Origin of the sequence: Neorhizobium sp. LjRoot104, assembly GCF_964253725.1 — a bacterium.
Lineage (GTDB): Bacteria > Pseudomonadota > Alphaproteobacteria > Rhizobiales > Rhizobiaceae > Neorhizobium.
This window is the reverse complement of record NZ_CAXURS020000002.1, coordinates 1,080,634-1,102,243: the sequence shown is the minus strand read 5'-3', so window position 1 is coordinate 1,102,243 and position 21,610 is coordinate 1,080,634. Positions and strand designations below refer to the sequence as shown.

Here is a 21,610-nt window from a genome sequence, read left to right as displayed (position 1 = left end):
GACGAATTCGGGGAAAAGGATGGAGAAAATCGAAGGTAGCGTTCTGTCCGCGATTCCGATGAATGCGATGGCTTTGACGCTGACGCGCTCAACCATAAGGATGCAACATTCGCACACCTGGGGCGTCGATAAATCGAACAGCGTGCATGACCTGATCATCTGCCTGACGGGCACGGCGCGTTATGAGGTGGAAGGCGAGACGATCGAGATGGCGCCCGGCAGGGCCATGCTGTTGCGTGCCGGGACGTGGTTCTCCGGCCGTTCGACGTCACGGGAGAACTACACCGGCATTGCCCAGCATTTTACGCTCGACCTCTTCGGGCGCCTTGACCTGATCGCCCAGATGAACCTGAAGCATGCCGTCACGCTCGCCCGCTGGGAGATGATGGAGCCGCTGACGCGTTATTATCACGACAATTCGCCGCCCTATTCGACGACGCTTCTCCAGCATCATCTCTTCATGTTCCTGCTGATCGAATTCATCGAGCAGGCGCATATCGGCTGGAAGGAGCAATCGGTTGGCAACGTCAACAATCCGGATGCGCTGTCCTTCTCGGTCATGGTGGCGGCGAGCCAGATCGCGGCCGATCCGCTCGACGAGGAGATCGTCGGAAGAACGATCGATTCGGTGCCCTACAATCCGGATTATTTCAAACGGGAATTCCGCAAGCGCGTCGGCTGGACGCCGGACAAGTTCCAGGAATTCAAGCGGATGGAACGGGCCATGGGCCTGATGGCCGGTGGCTGTACGGTGAAGCGGGCCGCCGAGCTTTCCGGCTATACGGACGCCTACTACTTCTCCCGCATGTTCAAGCGCTATATCGGCATCAGTCCGCAGGGCTACCAGCAATCGGAAAAGCGCAGCCGCGAGGGGGCCTTCCCGAGAGGCGAGGAGGACGGCCAGCTCATCTATCCGCTCACCCGCTGAGGTGATTGCGCAGTGCCATCTCTGGCAGGAACGGCTAACCGGCGCGGGCCAAAACGAAGGGAAGGAGGCGGAAAGCCGCGGCAGCAGGCACTTACCCGGTCGCCGTCGCCACGATTCTCGGCCCCGACCTCGTGCTCGACCACGCGACCTTAGTGGTCTACTCCTCGGGATGCGGATAGTCCGGCATGCCGGTCATCGACCGTTACACCGTGGCCGGGCGGTTTTAAGCAAACCGCAACGCGCGCACGTTAGGCAATGTGGAATTTCGCGGCCGCAGAAACGCGGGCGCTTTTGGAGGGACCTTGGGCATGAGCCAGCCAATTCTGATCTGGGGCGCCGGCGCGATCGGCGGCACGCTGGGTGCGGCTTTCATCCGTGCCGGCGAGAATGTGATCTTGGTCGATAACGTCAGGGACCATGTCGATGCGATCAACGAGAGGGGACTGAAGATCGTCGGTCCGATCTTTGAGGACATCGTCAGGGCCAGAGCGTATCTGCCGGAAGAGCTGGAAGGCGAATATCAGCGGACTTTTCTCTGCGTCAAAGCGCATCATACGGAAGCGGCGGCAAGGTCTCTGGTCCGGCATCTCCCCGCCGACGGATATGTGGTCTCCGCCCAGAACGGGCTCAACGAACGGGTGATCGCCCGCATCGTCGGAGAACATCGCGTCATCGGCTGCTTCGTCAATTTCGGGGCGGATTATCTGGAGCCGGGTGTCGTGCAGTATAGCGGCCATGGCGCCGTGGTGATCGGCGAGCTCGGTGGGCTTTTCACCGATCGGGCCGAGGATATCTATCAGCTGATGCGGCAGGTCGAGCCGAAGGCTTTGATCACCAGCAATATCTGGGGCTTTTTGTGGGGCAAGCTCATCTATGGCGCGCTGCTGTTCGGCACGGCTCTCACCAATGACAGCATTGCCGATGTGCTCGAAAGTCCAGTCGCCCGCCCGGTTCTGCGCCGGCTTGCGCTGGAAGTAGCGACGGTGGCGGCTATCAACAACATCCAGCCGGAAGCCTTCGACGGGTTCGATCCAGCCGCTTTCGGACCGCTGGCCTCACCGGAACAGACTGAAAAGTCGTTCGACGACATGGTGGCGCATAACCGCAGGTCGGCAAAATCGCATTCCGGCATCTGGCGCGATCTTGCCGTTCGCAAGCGCAAGACCGAGGTGGACGCGCAGGTGATGCCGGTTGTCGAGATCGGAAGGGAATCACGTGTGCCGACGCCGCTTGCCGCCCGCCTGATCGCCATGATCCACGAGATCGAGGACGGCAAACGGCCTCTCGACATGGCCAATCTCGAGGAGCTGGCGACGGTGACGGCATGAACATTTCGTTTGACGGCAAAGTGGTAATTGTCACAGGTGCTGCGCACGGCTTCGGAAGGGCGATCGCGCAAGGGTTCGCGATCCGCGGCGCGGCGGTCCATCTCTGCGACGTCGATGCGGCGGGGCTCGATGAAACGGTCCGGCTCTGCGGCCCCAAGGCCGAGGCGCACCTGCTGGATGTCGGCAATCGCAGTGCCGTGCAGGAGACCGTCCGGGCGATCGAGGTCGCCTCCGGCGCGCCGGACGTCCTGGTCAACAATGCCGGCGGCGTGCGCGGGCAGGTGGGCCGGCCGATCGAGGAGATATCCGAAGGCGACTGGCAGACGATCTTCGACGTCAACCTGTCCGGCGCCTTCTTCATGGCCCAGGCGGTCGCGCCGGGCATGAAGAGGAAAAACGCCGGGCGCATCATCAATATTTCCAGCGGCGCCGGTTTCGGAATTTCGCTGACGGGAATCCAGGCCTATGCCAGCGCCAAGGCCGGCCAGATCGGGCTGACGCGTCAGCTCGCCCATGAACTGGGGCCGTGGGGCATCACCGTCAATAATGTCGCGCCCGGCTTCGTGCGCTCGAACCCGGCGACCGAACGACAATGGGAGGCGATGGGCGAAGAAGGGCAGGCGCGGCTCCTGCAGAATATTGCCTTGAAACGCCTCGGTACGCCGGATGATATTGCGGCGATGGTGATGTTCTTCGCATCCGACTTCGCCGGCTGGATCTCCGGGCAGGTCATCAGCGTGGACGGCGGCAAGTGAGTTCAGGCCGAAGGGGACATCCCACCTTCCGGATTGAGCTCAATCACGAAAACCGCTGAACCACCGGAGATAGTGAGGTCGCTCCTCACTTCGGCACCGTAGGCCAGGCAATCAAGCGGTCCGAGATCTGCCGTCTCCGAACCGAACGCAATCGTGTGTCTCCCGGTGGCAAGAACCAACCTCAGAGAGGGGGATGCGGGCAGCGACACGGGCGTCGGATGCCTGCTGACGCGGTGGGAAAACCGGCCGCGCCGCGTCATCACGTTGAGGTCTGTCGTCTCGCCATTGAGCAGCTTGGCCGCAGCCGGCCTGTCGGCAGGAAACGGATAGGGCTCGGAACGAAGATCAAGAGTGACGGGCCTGCTTCCGTCGATCGTCAGCTCTATCCCGCCGCCCGAAAGGATCGACAGGGTACGATCCACATCCGGAAAGGTCGAGAACGGCCCGTCTGAGGCGATGGTCGCCATGCTGACGCGCCAATCGAAGTCCTCCACCGATGCGCCGGCGGGAAAGACGGCGATCTCCACCGTCTCGCCGCCTCCGTTCTTCCATGGCATTCGCTTATGGTCGGATGCACGCAGGACTTTCATCGGTTCAGTTCCCGAGAATGCCGGGCAAGCGAAGTCCGTTTTCCCGGGCGCAATCCCTGGCGATCTCATAACCTGCATCCGCGTGACGCATGACGCCGGTGGCGGGGTCGTTCCAGAGCACCCGTTCGATCCTGCGGTCGGCGTCCTCGCTGCCGTCGCAGCAGATGACCATGCCGGAATGCTGCGAATAACCCATGCCGACGCCGCCACCGTGATGCAGCGATACCCAGGTGGCACCGGATGCCGTGTTGAGGAGCGCATTCAGGAGCGGCCAGTCGGATACCGCATCCGAACCGTCCTTCATCGCTTCCGTCTCCCGGTTGGGCGAGGCGACCGATCCGGAATCCAGATGGTCGCGGCCGATGACGATCGGCGCCTTCAGCTCGCCGTTGCGGACCATCTCGTTGAAGGCGAGGCCGAGCTTGTGGCGGATGCCGAGGCCCACCCAGCAGATGCGCGCCGGCAGGCCCTGGAAGGAAATCCGCTCGCGCGCCATGTCGAGCCAGTTGTGAAGATGCTCGTCGTCCGGCAGCAGTTCCTTCACCTTGGCATCGGTGCGGTAGATGTCCTCCGGATCGCCGGAAAGGGCGGCCCAGCGGAACGGGCCGATGCCGCGGCAGAAGAGCGGGCGGATATAGGCCGGTACGAAGCCCGGGAAGGCGAAGGCGTTTTCCAGCCCCTCGTCCTTGGCGACCTGGCGGATGTTGTTGCCGTAGTCGAGCGTCGGGATGCCGGCGTTCCAGAAGGCGATCATCGCCTCCACATGCTCGCGCATCGATGCGCGGGCGGCTTTTTCCACCGCCTTCGGATCGCTTTCGCGTTTCGCCTTCCATTCGGCCATCGTCCAGCCCTTGGGCAGGTAGCCGTTGATCGGGTCATGGGCGGAGGTCTGGTCCGTGACCATGTCGGGGCGTATGCCGCGGCGAACCATTTCGGGAAGGATCTCAGCGGCGTTGCCGAGCAGGCCGACGGACTTCGCCTCGCCGGCTTCCGTCCAGCGGGTGATCATCTCCATGGCTTCGTCGAGGGTTTCCGCCTTGGCGTCGACATAACGGGTGCGCAGGCGGAAATCGATGCTGTCCGGATTGCATTCGACCGCCAGGCAGCAGGCGCCGGCCATGACGGCGGCGAGCGGCTGGGCGCCGCCCATGCCGCCGAGGCCGCCTGTCAGGATCCATTTGCCCTTGAGATTGCCGCCGTAATGCTGGCGTCCGGCTTCCACGAACGTCTCATAGGTGCCCTGCACGATGCCCTGCGTGCCGATATAGATCCACGACCCGGCCGTCATCTGGCCGTACATCGCAAGGCCCTTTTTATCGAGCTCGTTGAAATGGTCCCAGGTTGCCCAGTGGGGCACGAGGTTCGAGTTGGCGATCAGCACCCGCGGCGCATCCTTGTGGGTCCGGAAGACGCCGACCGGCTTGCCCGACTGCACCAGAAGCGTTTCTTCCTCCGTGAGGGTCTTCAGCGTCGCCACGATCCGGTCGAAATCGTCCCAGGTGCGCGCCGCGCGTCCGATACCGCCATACACGACCAGTTCATTGGGATTTTCCGCCACGTCCGGGTCGAGGTTGTTCATCAGCATGCGCAGGGGCGCTTCCGTCATCCAGCTCTTTGCGTTGAGCTGGTTACCGTGAGGAGCGCGGATTTCGCGGATATTGTGGCGGGGATTGGTCATCGGAAAGTTCCCTTTATCGGTTGCTGTTTTTTATGAGGCGAGGCCGAGGGCGGCGTCCTCGATCCGCGTCAGGATATTTTTGAGATGGACGCGCAGTCGCGCTGCCTTGGCCGGATCATAGGCAAAAGGCAGGGCCTCCGCGGCGAGATGGGTGGATTGGGCAAGCTCCATCTGGATCGCGTGGACGCCGGTTTTCGGGTTGCCGTAATGCCGTGTCGTCCAGCCGCCCTTGAAGCGACCGTTGGCGATGCTGGTATAGCCCGAAGCTGCGGTCGTCACAGCGAGTGCCGCCTGTTCGATCGCTGGGGCGCAGGTCTTCCCGATATCCGTGCCGATATTGAAATGGGGCAGAGTGCCGTCGAACAGGAACGGGATATGCGAGCGGATCGAATGGCAGTCGTAGAGCACCGCAATGCCGTGAATGGATCTCACCCGCTCGATTTCCGCTGCAAGCGCGGCATGGTAGGGCGCGTGGAAATCGCGCAGCCGATCGGCAGTGTCGGCCTCGGTCGGTTCGGCGCCCTGTGTCCATATGTCCTTGCCGTCGAAATCGGTCTCCGGGATCAGGCCGGTGGTGTTCTGGCCGGGATAGAGGCTGATACCCTCGGGATCGCGGTTGGCGTCGATCACGTAGCGGTGGAACGTGGCTCGCACCGTCGTCGCATCCGCCAGAAGGCCGTCATAGAGTTGGTGGATATGCCAATCCGTATCGGCAAGCAGGCGGCCGTTGTCGTTCAGCCGGTCCCAGATTGCCTGCGGCACGTCCGTTCCCGTATGCGGAAAGCCAAGAATGATGGGGGAAGTGCCCTCTCTGGTTTGAACGATAGCCATTCACGCCTCCAGGACCGGAAGGATATCCGGCGAAATGGACGCGGCGAGCGCCCCCGTTGCGACGAGATTGGTTGCTGCCTTCAGATCGTTCGCCATGTAGCGGTCCTCTTCAAGGCTCGGAACGGCGGAACGGATGGTAGCGATCACCTTCTGAAGTTCAGGGCTGGTCGTCAGCGGACTGCGCAGTTCCACACCCTGTGCGGCCGTCAACGCCTCGATGCCGACGATGGTCGCGAGATTGTCGGTCATCTGGAGAAGCCGGCGCGCGCCATGGCAGGCCATCGAAACGTGGTCTTCCTGATTGGCGGAGGTCGGCGTCGAATCGACCGAGGCCGGATGCGACATCTGCTTGTTTTCCGACATCAGGGCGGCAGAGGTTACTTCCGCGATCATCAACCCGGAATTGAGCCCCGGTTTCTTGGCGAGAAACGCGGGCAGGCCGTAGGAGAGGGCCGGGTCCACGAGCAGGGCAATGCGGCGCTGGGAGATCGCGCCGATCTCGCAAATGGCCAGTGCGATCTGGTCGGCGGCAAAGGCCACTGGCTCGGCGTGAAAATTGCCGCCCGAAACGACGGTGTCGTCCGAAAGCACCAGCGGATTGTCGGTCACTGCATTGGCTTCGATCTCAAGCGTGCGGGCGACCGAGCGCAGCAGGTCGAGGCAGGCACCGTCCACCTGCGGCTGGCAGCGGATGCAATAGGGATCCTGCACCCGTTCGTCGCCCTGAAGGTGGCTTTCACGAATGACGGAACCCGACAGCAGCGCGCGTAGAGCCGCGGCCGTCTCGATCTGGCCCTTGTGGCCGCGAAGCGTGTGGATATCCGGATGGAAAGGTGCAGAGGAGCCCATGGCCGCATCCGTCGACATCGCACCGGTCACCAGCGCGGCCTGGGCGGCACGATGTGCGCGGAACAGGCCGGCCAGCGCCAACGCCGTGGAGGTCTGGGTGCCGTTGATCAATGCAAGGCCTTCCTTGGCCGCAAGCACGACCGGTTTCAATCCGGCTTTCCCAAGGGCTTCGGCGGCGGGCAGCAAAGTGCCTTGATATAGGGCTTCTCCTTCGCCCATCATCACGGCCGCCATATGCGCGAGCGGCGCAAGATCGCCCGAAGCACCGACTGAGCCTTTTTCCGGAATGAGCGGGATCACCCCTTTCTCCAGCATCGCCTCGATCAGGCGCACCAGTTCGAGACGGACGCCGGATGCGCCGCGCCCTAGCGAGACGAGCTTCAGCGCCATGATCAGACGAACGATATTCTCGGCAAGCGGTGCCCCGACGCCGCAGCAATGCGACAGGATCAGGTTGCGCTGGAGCGTCGCAACGTCGGCGCTGTCGATCTTGATCGAGGCCAGTTTTCCGAAGCCCGTGTTGATGCCGTAGACCGGCTCGTTGCCTGCGGCGATCTGCGCGATCCGGGCTGCGGCCTTCTCGATCCCCGCGTCAAACGAAGGATTGATCCGGGCCGGTGTACCGCTCCAATAAATGTCCTGAAGCTCGTGGAGGCTCACCGAGCCGGGTGTCAGAACGATGCTCATGCGGAAACCCTTTCGCCCTTGAAAATCCGTGCCGTCAGCGGATTGAAGCCGAGGCGATAGACAAGCTCCGCCGGCCGCTCGATATCCCAGATCGCGAAGTCGGCGGATTTGCCGACTTCGAGCGTGCCGGTTTCGGCCTGAAGGCCGAGGGCGTGAGCGGCCTCCCGCGTGACCCCGGCAAGGCATTCCTCTACCGTCAGGCCGAACAGTGTCGCGCCCATGTTCATGGTCATGAGCAGCGAGGTCAGCGGCGAGGTGCCCGGATTGCTGTCGGTTGCAAGCGCGATCCGGGCGCCGGCCTCGCGCAATGCCTGGACAGGCGGCGCCTGCTTCTCGCGAAGCGTATAAAATGCGCCCGGCAGCAATACGGCGACCGTGCCCGCTTTGGCCATGGCGCGTGCGTCCGCCGCGGAAAGATATTCGAGGTGGTCGGCCGACAGTGCGCCATAGGAGCAGGCGAGGCGCGTGCCACCGAGATCGGAGAGCTGTTCCGCATGCAGCTTGACGGGTAGGCCAAGCGCCTTCGCCTTGTCGAAAACCCGGCCGATTTCGGCGGGCGAGAAGGCGATACCTTCGCAGAAACCGTCCACTGCGTCGACGAGGCCTTCCGAATGCGCAGCTTCGAGCCCCGGCAGGACCACGTCGGTGATGTAGTCGCCGTTGCGGCCCTTGTAGTCCGTCGGCGTCGCGTGGGCGGCAAGCCAGCTCGTGACGATCCGCACCGGCCTGATTTCGCCAAGCCTGCGGGCAACCCGCAGCATCTTCAGCTCGCCGGCGATGTTCAGCGCGTAGCCGGATTTGATCTCGACGGTGGAGATACCTTCGGCCAGGAGCGTGTCCAGCCTGCGAAGCGCTTGGGCGAGGAGTTCGTCTTCCGACAGGGCATTGGTTGCCTTCACGGACGAGATGATGCCGCCGCCCGCCCGCGCGATCTCCTCATAGGTCGATCCCGCAAGGCGCATTTCGAATTCCATCGCACGGTCGCCGCCAAATACCAGATGGGTGTGGCAGTCGATCAAGGCCGGGGTAATCCAGCGCCCTTCGCAATCCGTCTGGTTTTCGGAATCATTAAATTCGGCAGGCAGATCGGCCAGCGCGCCGGCAAAGGCTATCCGCCCGTTGCGCACGGCGATCGCGCCGGCTTCGATTACGCCGAGGCCGGATGCCGAGGGAGCAAAAGTGGCGATCCGCGCGTTGCGCCAAAGCGATACATTTGCTGCAGATTTTGAAGAATCTTCCCCATCCATAAGCTTTCCGCCTTTCCTTATGGAAAAACATGTATATACATAATAATCCAAGTGACAAGAAGAATCTTGGTCTCCGCCATGAAAAAGGAAGGTGTCCATGGCCACGCTTCATGCGGAATTGGCTGTGTCACCGGCAGGCTGCCGGCTGAATGTAAGGCTGACGATCGAGGCTGACCGGCTCGCCCGGAGAGAGTTCGGCGTCGAGTCTGCAAGGCGGCGTGGGTTCGAGGCGGCGCTTTCGGGCGGCGGAATGGCGCTCAAGGCGGCCGCCGGCTTGGCTCAGGGCAATTACGCCGATATCGTCTCGCTCGATGTCGGGGACGTTCCCTACCTTGCCGCCGATCGGATTCTCGATCATTGGATGTTTTCGGACGGCATTGCCGTGGATTGCGTCGGGGCGCTTGACCGCAAACAGGTCGAAGGCGGACCGCATGTCCGGCGGGATGTGATCGGCCGGCGGTTCAGGACGGTAATGCAGGAATAGCGGACATTATGACCAACGGCAAGGAAGCCACCCTCCATCAACGCATTTTGAGCGACATAGAGGGACGGATCGTCTCGGGCGAATGGCCTCCGGGGTATCGTCTGCCTTTCGAGGTCGATCTGGCCGTGCAATACGGCTGTTCGCGGATGACGGCCAACAAGGTGCTGACGCACCTTGCCAGGGCCGGGCTGATCGAGCGGCGCAAGAAATCCGGCAGCTTCGTCGCACAACCGGTGACGCAGGCAGCGGTGCTCGAAATCCATAGTGTCGAAGCGGAGGTCCGTTCCCTCAAGCTTCCCTATTCCTATCGGCTGGAAAAGCGGGTTCGACGCGAGGCAAGCCCCATCGACCGGCAACATCTGGAGCTTTCTGAGGCCGCTTCGGTCCTCGATCTCGTGTGCCTTCACCATGCCGGCGAACGGCCGTTCTGCCTTGAAGAACGGGCGATCAACCTGACGACCGTGCCCGAAGCGGAAGGCGAGGATTTTTCGAAGTCGGCACCGGGAACCTGGCTTGTAAACCAGGTTCCGTGGAGCACTGCGGAACATCGTATCTACGCGCTGTCAGCCGGCGCGGAGGTCGCAAAGAGGCTCGACATTTCCAGGAATGCTGCCTGCCTGGTCATCGAACGACGGACGTGGGGCAGCACCGGTCCGGTAACGTTCGTCCGCTTCACCTATCCGGGCGACCGGCATGCGTTGGTCGCCCGCTTCACGCCCGGCGGAGAAAACTAGGCTACCGTGCTAGGTCGCGGAAGGTTGTGCCTGCTCGCGACGGGTCGAGAGGACGGGTTGAAAGGCGCGTTTTCTGCAAGATTGGCAAAGACGATGCCCGGCTACCCGCGAATGGCAGGGCCGCTGTCGATCCGGGTTTTCGACGCGCGACCATCCGGCGATGAAGCGCGGTTCGAGACTGGACGGTTCCTCTCCAAATCGACAGGCGGCAGTTGTTATACCGCGGGTTCCGCGATGGAAGCCGGCTCCTCGATTGTCTGGATCGCGTCATATGCGGCAAGCACCGTCTCCATCTGCGCCGTGTGGCCCTGGATGAAGGCCGGTCCATAGATGGTTTCGTCCGGATACTCGGTGATCAGCGTCAGCGGAACCGTGTGGCGGTCATCGATCGAGATCAGGCAGGGGAAGCCGTTGATGATGCGGAAGCCGGTTTCGCCGGCATGGGTTTCGAAAAGTCTGATCTGTGCGGTGTTATAGGCGACGAGGCCGGGAATGGCGGCGAGGTGGCGGCTGACGCGGTCGATCAGAATTTCCGCCTGCGCCGTCCATTCGGCGTGGTGACGCATGATCAGGAAAAAGCCCTTCGGCACTGTCCACATCGCAAAGGTGCGCGGCACGTAGCCGGAAAGCGGACGCGTCCATTCATGCGAAGGATAGCCGTGCAGGTTGACGTGCAGCTTGGCGCCGCTCTGGTGTTCCGCCTCGATGCGGATCGCCTTTTCGAACAGGTCCTTGCCGGAGCGATATTCGAGATCGTCGCCGAGCGCGGTGTAACGTGCCGCATGGTGCATGTGCAGCGGGTTGTCGCCACGAAGGCGCCAATGCACCTGGTAGCCATCGGGATTTTCGAGCGGCGAGATGACGAAATGGGAGTCCGGCCTGGTGGCAAGCGTCTGTGCTGCCCGTAGCGCGCCGACAATGCCGGTCGTCTCGTTGGCATGTTGGCCGCCGCTGATCATAACGGGTTTGTCCGCGCCGGCGTGGTAGCGGGCTTCGATGGCGCGACCGCTCCGCGAGCGGGCCTCGAAGGCGACACCCTTGATTGCGGCGAGTTGTTCGCGGATCTGCGCCACGGAGACCGGCGACACGGCGGAGGCAAGGCGCTGCGGCTCAGTGACTGCCTCGGACGTCCAGAGCGGCCGCGTTTCGACGCGGGCGGAGACCGTCTCGCCCTGACGGATTTCGGGGATGATCTGGCCCGGCTGCAGACCACGATCGCCGATCGGCCGGCCCGACTTCTTCTGGAAGACTTCCAGCAGCGAAAAATAGAAATCCTCGTGAAGCGCCTCGCGCAGGCTGACGACCTCTTCGCCGACGGCCAGGCGTCGGTCTTCAGCCGGCAGGGTCACCGCGATGTTGAGTTCGTCGAAATAGGGTTCCTTTGCCCCCCAGTCATGGGCCGAGACGGCTTCGACGGCGGAAATGAACAGGATTTCGTAGTCGGTTTCCAGCCGTTCGCCGGTTCCGCCATCGACCGCCAGCCAGCCGGTCGGCGATAGCAGCGTTTCGCCGATGAAATCCGTGTGAAGCCGGTTCGGCGCGAAGACCTTGTGCGTTTCGGTGCCGCCGGCCCTGGTGGTAAGCGTCACCGTGTAGAATGCATCCTCGGCCCCCGCTTCGAAGGTCAGCTGTGCGTCGCCGGTGAGACCGGCAAGGGGATAGGCTTCGAGCAGGAAACGGTTCTTCGGGCAGGTCTTGTGAACGGGGTAGACCACATGCATGGCCGAGAAGTTCTCGAGATCGACCTCTTCGAGAAAGAAATGCAGCAAAGGCTTATAGGCGCTGCGAAACTTTGCCGCGACGCCTGTGGCAGCCAGCTTCGCCTCGGCCTGCCTGCGGCTCTTCTCATCGTCGAAGACCCAGGCTTCGACAGTCGCGCCCATGCCCCCGGAAAAACGTGCGACGAGGGCGTCGAGCGTGCGCTCGACCTGCTGTTCGTGGATCAGTGTCATGCGGAGGTTCTGCCTGTGGGATCGAGACTGTCGCGCAGCCAGTCGCCGAGGAGGTTGAGGCCAAGGACGGTGAGGAGGATGGCAAGGCCCGGGAAGACGCTGACCCACCAGGCCGTCTGCAGATAGGTGCGGCCTTCGGCCAGCATGCCGCCCCAGCTCGGAATGGTCGGATCGATGCCGAGGCCGAGGAAGGTAAGGCTCGATTCGAGCAGGATATTGGTGGCGACGTTAAGCGTCATCAGCACGATCACCGGGCCGATCAGGTTCGGCAGCAGGTGCTGGACGATGATGCGCCAGTCCTTGACCCCGATGGCGCGCGCCGAAAGGATGAATTCGCGTTCGCGCAGCGTCAGCACCGAGCCGCGCACCAGGCGTGCATATTGTACCCATTGCGAGACGATCAGCAGGATGATCGTGTTGCCCAGCCCGCCGCCGACGATGGCGATGAAGGTGATGGCGAGCAGGATGAAGGGAAGCGCCAGCTGGATATCGGCAAAGCGCATCACCAGCATGTCCCAAATGCCGCGGTAATAACCGGCAACCAGGCCCATGACGACGCCGACGGTGACGCCGCCCGCCACCGACACGAAGCCGACCAGCAGCGAGATCTTACCGCCGGCCATGACACGCGCCAGCACGTCGCGGCCGAGCGGGTCGGTGCCGAGGACATGCGCCGGCCGCACGAATGGTGGCACGAGCCGCGACATCAGGTCGATCTTTTCCGCGCCGCCGGGAAAGATCGCGCCGGAGAAAATGACGGCAAGGCCGATGAGGCCGACCAGAAGGGCTCCAAGGACAAATTCGAGCTTCAGGAAATTCGAGGAAGCGCTACGCGAGGCCATGGCTCTCACTCCGTCCGGATGCGGGGATCGACAAGGCCATAGGCGATATCGACGAGGACATTTACGCCGATGATCATCAGCGACAGGACGGTGATGACCGCCTGCAGCACCGGATAGTCGCGGGCGCCAACGGCGTCGAAGGCGAGCGTTCCGAGGCCCGGCCAGTTGAAAACGCGCTCGACGACGACGATGCCGCCGAGCAGGCCGCCGAACTGCAGGCCGAAATAGGTGATCAGCGGAATGGCGCAGTTGCGCAGCGCATGCTTGTAGAGCACGGCGTTTTCACCAAGGCCCTTGGCGCGGGCGACCATGATATATTGCGAGCGAAGCGTCTCCAGCATGGTGGTGCGCACCAGGCGGACATTGGTCGCCGTCAGGATGACGCCCATGGTGACGGCGGGCAGTATGAAGCTCGCGAACCCGTCCATGCCGCTTGGAGGCAGCAGGGGCAGGGCGATCGCAAAGAGCAGGACGAGCATCGTCGCCAGCCAGAAATTCGGGAAGGACAGGCCGACGAGCGACAGGATGCGGATCATCTGGTCTGCCCATTTGCCGCGCGCCGTCGCGGCCTTGATGCCGAGCGGGATGGAAATGACGATCGAGACGATCAGCGAGGTGAATGCAAGCGACAGGGTCGCCGGCAGCGCCTTGCCGATCAGCAGCGATACCGGCGTGCCGCCGAGGAAGCTGTTGCCGAAATCGAGCGTGACGATGCCCTTCAGGAAATTGAAATACTGGACGAGGAACGGCTCGTTAAGTCCGAGCCCCTCGCGGATTTTCACGAGATCGGCCTCGGTGACGCTGCCGGCGCCTTGCGTCAGCATCAGCGCCGGGTCGCCGGTGAGGCGGATCGCGAACGCGACCGTCAGGGTCACGGCGATCACCACGAAAATCGCCTGCGCCAAGCGTTTTATCAGGAATGCGGCCAAATCTCTCGTTCCCTTGTTTGTGTCGGAGCCGCCGCCTCCATCCGGAAGGCGGCGGCCGCGCAGTTTTAATCGACGGTGACGTCGGTGAACTTCAGACGGCTATCCGGCACGGGCGTAAAATTCTTCACGCGCTTGTTGATGCCGAAGATGGCGTTGAGGTTGTAGAGCGGCATTTCGAGCGCCCGATCGGCGGCATAGCGGGCGATTTCCTGCAGCACCTTTTCACGCTCCGCGACATTGGTGATGGTGCGCTGCTTGGCGAGCAGGTCGTCCATCTTCGGGTCGCTGTCGTAAGGGTTCCATTTTTCCTTGGTCTTGTACATGGAGACTGCAGTGTTGTCGTAGTCGAGCGTCCAGCCGCCCCAGGACTGCTGGAACATCGCGCCTGTCTTGCCATTCGGGATGATGTCGTTCAGCAGAACGTTTGTCTCGTAGGGCTTGATCGTCGCGGTGATGCCGATCGTCTGCAGGTAGGCGGAGATCGCCTGGGCGACTTCGATGAAGGTCGCCTCGTTGCCGCGAAGGTCGATCTGCAGGGCTGTGCCCGGCGCGACGCCGGCTTCCTTCAGGAGCGCCTGGGCCTTGGCCGGGTCGTAGGGAAGCGGCTTCATTGTCTTGTCGAAGCCGAAGGACAACGGTCCCTGGAAGCTTGCGATCGGCTGGGCCTGTCCACCGAGGATCGACTTGATGATCGCGTCGCGATCGACGCCCATGATCAGCGCCTGGCGCACCTTCGGATCCTTGGTGATGCCGTCGCGGGTGTTGAAGCGCAGCGCATAGACCGTCGGGCCGGGCGAGGTGACCACGGCGAGCTTGGCATTGCCCTGGATGGTCGGGATCATGCCGATCGGAATGGTTGGCGGGATGACGAGATCGACGCGGCCGGCCTGCAGTTCGGCAACGGCGGTCGCCGGCTCGGCGATGAACTTGTATTCCAGATCCGAGATCTTCGGAGCGCCGCCGAAATAGTCGGCGTTGGCGGCAAGCACGATGTTCACCTTCGGCTCATAGGAGACGAACTTGAAGGCGCCGGTACCGACCGGATGGGCATTGAAATAAGCGTCACCCTTTTCGGCGATGTATTTCGGCGGAACGATCATGCCGCCATAGCCGGCGAGCTTGGTCAGGATGACCGGATCCGCCACCTTCATCTTGAATTCGACCGTGTTGGCATCGATGATATCGACGCTGCCGATCGAATTGTAGTTGGACTGCTGCGGGCCCTTGGCGCCTTCGGCACCGAGCAGGCGGTCGAAGGTGAACTTCACCGCTTCGGCATTGAAGGCCTCGCCATTGTGGAACTTCACGCCTTCACGCAGCTTGAAGCGGATACGCATGCCGTCGTCGAGCACTTCCCAGGAGGTCGCAAGGCCCGGGACGAGCTTCAGGTCGGGGCCGCGATAGGTGAGGCCGTCGAAAATGTTGGTCGAGACCGAGGCCCAGTTGACCAGGAAGGTGTCGATCGGATCCCAGCTGCCCGGATCCTGCGGCGAGGACACCGTCAGCTTGCCGGCGGCGAGCGCCGAAACCGGCGCGAACGCCGTGCCTGCAAGCGCCATCGCCACGAATGCCGTCCGCAAACCCCTCTGCATTTTTATCATCGTTTTTGCTCCTGTTGAAAAAACTGAATGTCAGATCGTCACGCGCCGCGCGCCACGTAATGTCCGGGTGCAACTTCCTCGCGGGCGAGAAGCACCGGTTCGTTTCCGACCGCCCGCACGGGGCTTGGAATGTCTCCTTCGATCATCGCCAGCGGCTTGCGCCGGCGCGGATCGGCAACCGGCACGGCTGAAAGAAGCCGGCGGGTATAGTCGTGGGTCGGGGTTTCGAAGATCTGGCGGCGATTGCCGAATTCCATGATCTGGCCGAGATAGAGGACCGCCACCCGGTGGCTCATCTTCTCGACGACGGCCATGTCGTGGCTGATGAACAGATAGGCTAGGCCACGCTCTTCCTGCAGATCCATGAACAGGTTGATGATCTGCGCCTGGATCGAGACGTCGAGTGCCGAAAGCGCCTCGTCGGCGATGATCAGTTTCGGCTTGGAAGCAAGCGCCCGGGCGATGCAGACACGCTGGCGCTGGCCGCCGGAAAACTCGTGTGGATAACGGCGGGCATGCGCGGAGGCAAGGCCCACCCGCTCCAGCAGCGCATCGACGGTTTTCGAGATTTCCTTCTCGCTGTCGAGAAGTCCGTGGGTGCGGATCGGCTCGGCGATCGAGAACCCGACCGTCTTGCGCGGATCGAGCGAGGCGAACGGATCCTGGAAGATATACTGTACGTCCCGGCGCAGAGTATGGCGCTCTGCCATGCCCATTGCCGAGAGAGGCTTGCCCGAGAAAGTGATATTGCCGGCCGTTGCCTTCTGAAGCTGCTGGATGGTGCGGCCGATCGTCGACTTGCCCGAGCCGGACTCGCCGACCAGCGCCAGCGTCTCGCCCGGATGGATGTCGAAGGAGACCTTTTCCACGGCATGGACGCGGTGGGTGACCTTGCCGAGCAGGCCTTTCTTGATGTCGAAGCGTACCACCAGATCGCGCACCGACAGCAGCGGGGCGGAATCGTAGCGGGCGGTATTCTGGATACGCTCGATGCCCGAGAGCTTCGGTTCTCCGTCTTCGAGCACGGTCAACGGCAGGCGTTTGGGAAATTCCTCGCCGGTCATGCTGCCGAGCTTCGGCACTGCTGCGAGGAGGGTGCGCGTGTAGGCATTGGCAGGCCTTTCGAAAACATCGAGCGCCTTGCCCTTTTCCACCGCCTTGCCCTTCCACATCACCACGACGTCGTCCGCCATCTCGGCGACGACGCCCATGTCATGGGTGATGAAGATGACGGCGGCGCCGAGTTCCTTCTGCAGGTCGCGCAGGATATTGAGGATCTGCGCCTGGATGGTGACGTCGAGCGCCGTCGTCGGCTCGTCGGCGATCAGCAGGCGCGGCCGGCAGGCGAGCGCCATGGCGATCATCACCCGCTGGCGCATGCCGCCGGAAAGCTGGTGAGGATAACGGGTCAGCAGTTCCGCCGCATCCGGCAGGCGCACCATGTCGAGCAGGCGCTTCGCCTCCGCGAGTGCCGCGCTGTTCGACTTGCCCTCGTGCAGCTTCAGGATTTCGGCCACCTGGTCGCCGATCGTGAAGACGGGATTGAGCGAAGTCATCGGCTCCTGGAAGATCATCGAGATCTCCTTGCCGCGAATGCCGCGCATCCGCTTCTGGTCGAGTTTCAGGAGGTCCGTCTCGCCGCCTGACGTCTGGAACAGGATGCGGCCGGTCGGGTAATTGGCGCCGAGCATGTCCGCAAGCCGCATGATCGACAGCGAGGTTACCGACTTGCCCGAACCGGATTCGCCAACGATCGCGACCGTCTGACCGGCCGAAACGGAGAAACTCAGGTTCTCGATGACACGGGAGGCGCCGAACTCGACCGACAGGTCGTCCACGACCAGAAGAGGGGTGGAAGCGGGTGGCGTCACGCGGGGAACTCCCTACCGATGGCGGCGCAGGCCGCCTGATTGAAGGCATCGGCAGCGGAATCCACGAGGTGCTCATGACGTTCGGCAAGGCAGCTGTCGACAACCTCGCCCGTCGGCATTCCCTTGCTCTTCCGTCTATGGCGGCCCCGAACTTCTTTCGGATTTCCCGTCAATTGCCTCATCCCTGCCTTGATAAGAATATGTCATCACTTTGTCGACATTTTGTCAACGGTACCCCAGGCCGATATTCCCGATGGTCTGAGGGCGAAAGCTCAGATGCTGACCTACCCCGGCAGTTTACTTATTCCCGCCCCGTTGAAGATCCCTAAGCTAGCGGAAATGCAGGACAACCGGCGTATTGTCGAACGTTTCCACCTGCATCTCGAAACCGAAGATGGCTTCAAGGGTTTTGGGCGTCAGCAACTCGGAGGGCGTGCCATCGGCGACGATCCGACCCGACTTCATTGCCACGATCCGGTCCGCGTGGGCGCCCGCCTGGTTGATGTCGTGCAGCACGATGACGATGGTCTTTCCGTTTTCGTCGGCGATCGTGCGGAGCGAGCGCATCAGTTCGCGGGCGAAATACATGTCGAGATTGTTGAGCGGTTCGTCGAGCAGCAGATAGTCCGTCTCCTGGGCAAAGGCCATCGCTACCAGCGCTCGCTGCCGCTGGCCGCCGGAAAGGGTTTCGATGAAGCGGTCGGAGAGGTCGGAGAGGTCGAACTGCTGCAGCGACCGGTCGATGATGGCGTAATCATCGGGCGTCAGGCGCCCGCGCCCATGCGGAAAACGGCCGAAGCCCACGAGTTCGCGCACGCGCAAGCGGCTGGTGACGATCGAGTCCTGCCGCAGGATGGCGAGGATCCGGGCGAGATCGCGGTTCGGCGTCGTGTCGACGGCGAAACCGTCGACGCTGATTCTGCCGGCCTGCAACGGCTGCAGCCTGGCAATGAGCGACAGGAGGGAGGACTTGCCTGCACCGTTCGGGCCGATCAGGGCGGTGATGCCGCCCTTCGGGATCGTCAGCGAAACGTCGTGGAGGATCTGCGTCTGGCTGTGCCGCAGCGAGACGTTTTCTATCCGGATCATTTGCGGCTCCCGAAAACGAGCAGAACAAGAAAGGCGAGGCCGCCGACGAATTCGATGACGACGCCGAGTGTCGAACTGCTGCCCAGCGCATGCTGAAACAGCGTCTGCCCGCCGACGAGAATGATGACGGCCGTCAACATGGCCGCCGGCAGCAGAACCGCGTGACAACGCGTATCGACGAGGCGTTCGGCAAGTGCCACGACCAGCAGGCCGAAAAATGCCACAGGTCCCACCAGCGCCGTCGAAACCGCAACAAGCGCCGAGACGAGCAGCAGCAGCCCGGTGACGGTGCGCGCCCAGGCGATCCCAAGCCCTGTCGCCGTATCGGCACCGAGTGCGATGACATCCAGCACATGCCGCGCCCTCCAGGTGATCGCGATGCCCGCGACGGTCAGGATTGCTGCGAAGACGAGAAGGTCGGTGCGGACGTCGTTGAAGTTGGCGAAACTCGCGCCTTGGACGACGGCAAAGTCGTTGGGATCGATCAGGCGTGCCAGAAGGGAATGCAGGCTGCGGAACAGGATGCCGAAAATAATGCCGGCGAGCAGCATCAGACCCATGTCCGTGCGGCGGCGGAGCATCGGCAGCAGGAGGCCGGTTGCCAATGCCATCAGTACGACAATCTCGCCGCCGAACTTGAGTTGCGCGTCGAGCGCGGCATAGCCAAGCCCGCCGAGCAGGAAGACGAGCAGCATCTGGCCGAACAGGTAGAGCGCGTCTAGCCCCATGATCGACGGCGTCAGGATGCGATTATTGGTAACGGTCTGAAGGATCACCGTCGAGACGGCGATCGAGACGCCGACCTGCAAAAGGGCAGCAAGTTTCGCGGCACGCAGGGAGAGCACGAAGCCGATATTGCCGCGCAGCCCGATCGTCATGAAGGCGACGATGCAGAGGAGAGCTACCGCCCCAAGACAGAGAAGGCGACGATCGGGCATGCGCCGACGCTCAGACATCGGAAGGCCGCCGGAACAGAAGCCAGAGGAAGATGAGCCCGCCGACGCAACCCATCACCGTTCCAACCGGGATCTCGTAAGGATAGCGGATCAGCCGCCCGAGGATGTCGCAGCCGAGCACCAGGATTGCGCCGCTGGCGGCGACGAAAGGTAGCGTGCCGCGCATGTTGTCGCCCATCAGACGGGAGACGATGTTCGGCACGACGAGGCCGACGAAGGGGATCATGCCGACAACGACGACGCTCAAGGCCGAAATGACAGAAACGATGATCAGCCCGAGCTGCAGCACGCGGGCGTAGTCGATGCCGAGCCCGATACTGGCATCGCGGCCGAGGGCAATGATCGTCAGCCGGTCAGCGACGATCCAGGCGATCACCACCATTCCTGCCCCGATCCACAGGAGTTCGTAGCGGCCGCGCAGGACGCCGGAAAAGTCGCCATTGGTCCAGACCGAGAGATATTGCAGAAGGTCGGCCTGCCAGGCGACAAAGGTGACCGCTGCGCCGATTACACCGCCATAGACGAGCCCGAAAAGCGGCACGAGGAAGGGCTGCGTCGGCGGAAGCCGGTGCGCCGTCATCAGGAAGAGCAGGGTTCCGAGAAGAGCGGCGGCACTCGCCGCCAGGCTTTTGAAGAGAAGACTGGCGGAGGGAAATATGAAGGTGACGAGCAGGATCCCGAGCTCGGCACTTTGTGCCGTTCCGGCCGTGGCCGGCTCCACATAACGGTTGCGGGCAAGCGTCTGCATGATGAGCCCGGCGATTGCCAGGCCGGCGCCGGTGAGGATCGCCGCGAGTGTCCGGGGCAGGCGGCTGACGAGCAGGAGTTCGAGCGCCTGCCCGTCCGAGAACAGCCGGGCGATCGGCATGTCGCTGACGCCGACACAAAGACTGAAAACAAAAAAGACTGCGAGCGTCAGGCCGGCGATCCACCCCGTTATCGACGATTGCTTGGCGGCGACGATGCTCATCTGGCGGCGGTGAACGCCTCGGTGACGGTCGCGACGACACGCTGTATCGACTGCACCCCGCCGGCGGCGATGTAGAATTCCGCGGCTGGCAGATAGATCACCTGGTTCTTCTTCCAGGCCGTCGTCTGGGCGACCAGTTCGTTGTCGAGCGTCGCCTTGGCGCCCTGTTCGCCGGAACCGATCGCGGCGGCGCGGTCGAGCACCAGCAGCCAGTCGGGATTTGCCTTGGCGATGAATTCGAAGGAGATCGCCTCGCCGTGATTGGCGGCTTCGATGTCCGGCACCGCCGCCGGCAGGCTCAGCGCGGCATGCACCCAGCCGAAGCGCGAGCCGGGACCATAGGCGGTGACTTTCGGCCCGTTGGTCATGATGATCAGGCCCTTGCCCTTGCCGGCAACCGCCGCCTTTGCGGCCTCCAGCCGGGCATCGAGTTCCTTCACGGCGGAAGCGGCCTCGTCCATCTTGCCGAAGAGCGTGCCATAGGCGGCCAACCGCTCCCTGGCCTGAGCGACGAGGTCGTCGCCATCCATGGTCATGTCGATTGTCTGCGCAACCTGCGCAGTCGCCGAAGCCTTGGTCGAGGAACGACCGCCGACGATGATCAGGTCCGGACCGAGCGCGCTGAGAGCCTCGAGGTCGGGCTCGAAGAGATCGCCGACGATTTCCGCGCCCTTTTTCAGAGGCTCCAGTTGCGGGAGGTAGAGCTTCTGCGGAACGCCGGCAGGCTTGATGCCGAGGCGATCGAGCGTATCGAGCGCTGCGATATCGAAGACTGCGATTTTTGCGGGCGAAGCGGCAACCTGCACCGATCCTTTCGCAGTCGGGATGTCCACCGCATGCGCAGGAAGGGCCAAAAAAGCAAAAGCGGCAAAAGCCGCGATCGTCCCCAAGTTCATTCTCTCACCATGTCTTGGCCGTTGGCCGAATGCCGGATCGGGCCTTAGGCGGCTCGATCCCCTTTCTGCCATTGCAGGACTTCCAGGTTTTCACGAAAAGCGAAGCGCACGAGATGCCTCTCGATCACGGATTCCGTTTCCGTCAGCCGTTCCTCGTCGGCTGCCGTCGCGACGATCCTGAGACCACCGTCATCCGCATCGAGAATGGCGGTACCGCAGGTAAAGCGGCACTCCCCATGGGTCTCGGAATAGGAGACGTCGATCTTGTGAGCGAAGTGCTTGCACAACTGGACGAGGTATTTTCCGCCGTGCTCGGTGTGCCATTCTGCTGTCGCCTGTAACAAAGCGCTCTCCTTAAGATGAGTATTACTATCCACTTATCTCACCCATGCC

The 21,610-nt window shown here is 62.7% G+C and carries 20 protein-coding genes; 5 read left to right on the top strand and 15 right to left on the bottom strand.

Going from position 1 to position 21,610, the window contains the following annotated elements:
* The first annotated feature begins 19 nt into the window (after positions 1 to 19).
* From ACSQ8R_RS27355 to ACSQ8R_RS27345, 3 genes are all read left to right on the top strand, one after another.
* Positions 20 to 928, top strand: a complete 909-nt coding sequence (locus ACSQ8R_RS27355) for a helix-turn-helix domain-containing protein (protein WP_436256478.1) — start codon at positions 20 to 22, stop codon at positions 926 to 928.
* Positions 929 to 1,236: 308 nt separating this feature from the next.
* Positions 1,237 to 2,256: a ketopantoate reductase family protein gene (locus tag ACSQ8R_RS27350; RefSeq protein ID WP_436256477.1), complete on the top strand. Its 1,020-nt coding sequence runs from the start codon at positions 1,237 to 1,239 to the stop codon at positions 2,254 to 2,256.
* On the top strand, positions 2,253 to 3,011 hold the full coding sequence (locus tag ACSQ8R_RS27345; RefSeq protein ID WP_436256476.1) for an SDR family NAD(P)-dependent oxidoreductase: 759 nt from the start codon (positions 2,253 to 2,255) through the stop codon (positions 3,009 to 3,011). Before ACSQ8R_RS27350 ends, ACSQ8R_RS27345 begins: the two co-directional genes overlap by 4 nt.
* A gap of 2 nt (positions 3,012 to 3,013) precedes the next feature.
* Here ACSQ8R_RS27345 and ACSQ8R_RS27340 read toward each other — a convergent pair whose 3' ends face one another.
* Genes ACSQ8R_RS27340 through hutI form a run of 5 tightly spaced genes read right to left on the bottom strand, consistent with a single transcriptional unit; the run spans position 3,014 to position 8,893 of the window.
* Positions 3,014 to 3,601, bottom strand: a complete 588-nt coding sequence (locus ACSQ8R_RS27340) for a HutD/Ves family protein (protein WP_436256475.1) — start codon at positions 3,599 to 3,601, stop codon at positions 3,014 to 3,016.
* Positions 3,602 to 3,605: 4 nt separating this feature from the next.
* Positions 3,606 to 5,279, bottom strand: coding sequence for a urocanate hydratase (hutU, locus tag ACSQ8R_RS27335; RefSeq protein ID WP_436256474.1), 1,674 nt, complete (start codon positions 5,277 to 5,279; stop codon positions 3,606 to 3,608).
* A 30-nt stretch (positions 5,280 to 5,309) separates the two neighbouring features.
* Positions 5,310 to 6,110: an N-formylglutamate deformylase gene (hutG, locus tag ACSQ8R_RS27330; RefSeq protein ID WP_436256473.1), complete on the bottom strand. Its 801-nt coding sequence runs from the start codon at positions 6,108 to 6,110 to the stop codon at positions 5,310 to 5,312.
* Positions 6,111 to 7,646, bottom strand: a complete 1,536-nt coding sequence (hutH, locus tag ACSQ8R_RS27325; protein ID WP_436256472.1) for a histidine ammonia-lyase — start codon at positions 7,644 to 7,646, stop codon at positions 6,111 to 6,113.
* Complete coding sequence (hutI, locus tag ACSQ8R_RS27320) at positions 7,643 to 8,893, bottom strand: imidazolonepropionase (protein WP_436256471.1); 1,251 nt, start codon at positions 8,891 to 8,893, stop codon at positions 7,643 to 7,645. Before hutI ends, hutH begins: the two co-directional genes overlap by 4 nt.
* A gap of 97 nt (positions 8,894 to 8,990) precedes the next feature.
* Between hutI and ACSQ8R_RS27315 the strand changes: the two genes are divergently transcribed.
* Both ACSQ8R_RS27315 and hutC read left to right on the top strand, forming a co-directional pair.
* Complete coding sequence (locus ACSQ8R_RS27315; protein ID WP_436256470.1) at positions 8,991 to 9,377, top strand: hypothetical protein; 387 nt, start codon at positions 8,991 to 8,993, stop codon at positions 9,375 to 9,377.
* Between the two features lie 8 nt (positions 9,378 to 9,385).
* Complete coding sequence (gene hutC, locus ACSQ8R_RS27310) at positions 9,386 to 10,111, top strand: histidine utilization repressor (RefSeq protein ID WP_436256469.1); 726 nt, start codon at positions 9,386 to 9,388, stop codon at positions 10,109 to 10,111.
* 215 nt (positions 10,112 to 10,326) lie between these two features.
* Here hutC and ACSQ8R_RS27305 read toward each other — a convergent pair whose 3' ends face one another.
* The 10 genes from ACSQ8R_RS27305 to ACSQ8R_RS27260 all read right to left on the bottom strand — a co-directional run bounded on the left by ACSQ8R_RS27305 (position 10,327) and on the right by ACSQ8R_RS27260 (position 21,561).
* Entirely contained in the window at positions 10,327 to 12,063 is a 1,737-nt protein-coding gene (locus tag ACSQ8R_RS27305) for a M14 family metallopeptidase (RefSeq protein ID WP_436256468.1), read from the bottom strand.
* Complete coding sequence (locus tag ACSQ8R_RS27300) at positions 12,060 to 12,905, bottom strand: ABC transporter permease (protein ID WP_436256467.1); 846 nt, start codon at positions 12,903 to 12,905, stop codon at positions 12,060 to 12,062. Before ACSQ8R_RS27300 ends, ACSQ8R_RS27305 begins: the two co-directional genes overlap by 4 nt.
* A gap of 5 nt (positions 12,906 to 12,910) precedes the next feature.
* On the bottom strand, positions 12,911 to 13,834 hold the full coding sequence (locus ACSQ8R_RS27295) for an ABC transporter permease (RefSeq protein ID WP_436256466.1): 924 nt from the start codon (positions 13,832 to 13,834) through the stop codon (positions 12,911 to 12,913).
* Between the two features lie 65 nt (positions 13,835 to 13,899).
* The gene (locus ACSQ8R_RS27290; protein ID WP_436256465.1) at positions 13,900 to 15,435 is read right to left on the bottom strand and encodes an ABC transporter substrate-binding protein; all 1,536 of its coding nucleotides are present in this window, start codon (positions 15,433 to 15,435) and stop codon (positions 13,900 to 13,902) included.
* 38 nt (positions 15,436 to 15,473) lie between these two features.
* A complete protein-coding gene (locus ACSQ8R_RS27285) occupies positions 15,474 to 17,306 on the bottom strand; it encodes an ABC transporter ATP-binding protein (RefSeq protein ID WP_436256464.1) in 1,833 nt (610 codons plus the stop codon).
* Between the two features lie 330 nt (positions 17,307 to 17,636).
* Positions 17,637 to 18,395 carry an iron ABC transporter ATP-binding protein gene (locus ACSQ8R_RS27280; protein ID WP_436256463.1) on the bottom strand — a complete coding sequence of 253 codons (759 nt, stop codon included), beginning with the start codon at positions 18,393 to 18,395 and terminating at the stop codon, positions 17,637 to 17,639.
* Entirely contained in the window at positions 18,392 to 19,333 is a 942-nt protein-coding gene (locus ACSQ8R_RS27275; protein ID WP_436256462.1) for an iron chelate uptake ABC transporter family permease subunit, read from the bottom strand. Before ACSQ8R_RS27275 ends, ACSQ8R_RS27280 begins: the two co-directional genes overlap by 4 nt.
* 10 nt (positions 19,334 to 19,343) lie before the next feature.
* The gene (locus ACSQ8R_RS27270; RefSeq protein WP_436256461.1) at positions 19,344 to 20,321 is read right to left on the bottom strand and encodes an ABC transporter permease; all 978 of its coding nucleotides are present in this window, start codon (positions 20,319 to 20,321) and stop codon (positions 19,344 to 19,346) included.
* A complete protein-coding gene (locus tag ACSQ8R_RS27265) occupies positions 20,318 to 21,217 on the bottom strand; it encodes a siderophore ABC transporter substrate-binding protein (protein WP_436256460.1) in 900 nt (299 codons plus the stop codon). Before ACSQ8R_RS27265 ends, ACSQ8R_RS27270 begins: the two co-directional genes overlap by 4 nt.
* A gap of 44 nt (positions 21,218 to 21,261) precedes the next feature.
* Positions 21,262 to 21,561, bottom strand: coding sequence for a DUF2218 domain-containing protein (locus ACSQ8R_RS27260; RefSeq protein ID WP_436256459.1), 300 nt, complete (start codon positions 21,559 to 21,561; stop codon positions 21,262 to 21,264).
* Positions 21,562 to 21,610: the final 49 nt, after the last annotated feature.

Excerpts from the sequence above, each read along its gene's own strand:
- ACSQ8R_RS27355 (WP_436256478.1), top strand. The coding sequence starts at position 20 with ATGGAGAAAATCGAAGGTAGCGTTCTGTCCGCGATTCCGATGAATGCG.
- ACSQ8R_RS27350 (WP_436256477.1), top strand. The coding sequence starts at position 1,237 with ATGAGCCAGCCAATTCTGATCTGGGGCGCCGGCGCGATCGGCGGCACG.
- ACSQ8R_RS27345 (WP_436256476.1), top strand. The coding sequence starts at position 2,253 with ATGAACATTTCGTTTGACGGCAAAGTGGTAATTGTCACAGGTGCTGCG.
- ACSQ8R_RS27340 (WP_436256475.1), bottom strand. The coding sequence starts at position 3,601 with ATGAAAGTCCTGCGTGCATCCGACCATAAGCGAATGCCATGGAAGAAC.
- hutU (WP_436256474.1), bottom strand. The coding sequence starts at position 5,279 with ATGACCAATCCCCGCCACAATATCCGCGAAATCCGCGCTCCTCACGGT.
- hutG (WP_436256473.1), bottom strand. The coding sequence starts at position 6,110 with ATGGCTATCGTTCAAACCAGAGAGGGCACTTCCCCCATCATTCTTGGC.
- hutH (WP_436256472.1), bottom strand. The coding sequence starts at position 7,646 with ATGAGCATCGTTCTGACACCCGGCTCGGTGAGCCTCCACGAGCTTCAG.
- hutI (WP_436256471.1), bottom strand. The coding sequence starts at position 8,893 with ATGGATGGGGAAGATTCTTCAAAATCTGCAGCAAATGTATCGCTTTGG.
- ACSQ8R_RS27315 (WP_436256470.1), top strand. The coding sequence starts at position 8,991 with ATGGCCACGCTTCATGCGGAATTGGCTGTGTCACCGGCAGGCTGCCGG.
- hutC (WP_436256469.1), top strand. The coding sequence starts at position 9,386 with ATGACCAACGGCAAGGAAGCCACCCTCCATCAACGCATTTTGAGCGAC.
- ACSQ8R_RS27305 (WP_436256468.1), bottom strand. The coding sequence starts at position 12,063 with ATGACACTGATCCACGAACAGCAGGTCGAGCGCACGCTCGACGCCCTC.
- ACSQ8R_RS27300 (WP_436256467.1), bottom strand. The coding sequence starts at position 12,905 with ATGGCCTCGCGTAGCGCTTCCTCGAATTTCCTGAAGCTCGAATTTGTC.
- ACSQ8R_RS27290 (WP_436256465.1), bottom strand. The coding sequence starts at position 15,435 with ATGATAAAAATGCAGAGGGGTTTGCGGACGGCATTCGTGGCGATGGCG.
- ACSQ8R_RS27280 (WP_436256463.1), bottom strand. The coding sequence starts at position 18,395 with ATGATCCGGATAGAAAACGTCTCGCTGCGGCACAGCCAGACGCAGATC.
- ACSQ8R_RS27275 (WP_436256462.1), bottom strand. The coding sequence starts at position 19,333 with ATGCCCGATCGTCGCCTTCTCTGTCTTGGGGCGGTAGCTCTCCTCTGC.
- ACSQ8R_RS27270 (WP_436256461.1), bottom strand. The coding sequence starts at position 20,321 with ATGAGCATCGTCGCCGCCAAGCAATCGTCGATAACGGGGTGGATCGCC.
- ACSQ8R_RS27265 (WP_436256460.1), bottom strand. The coding sequence starts at position 21,217 with ATGAACTTGGGGACGATCGCGGCTTTTGCCGCTTTTGCTTTTTTGGCC.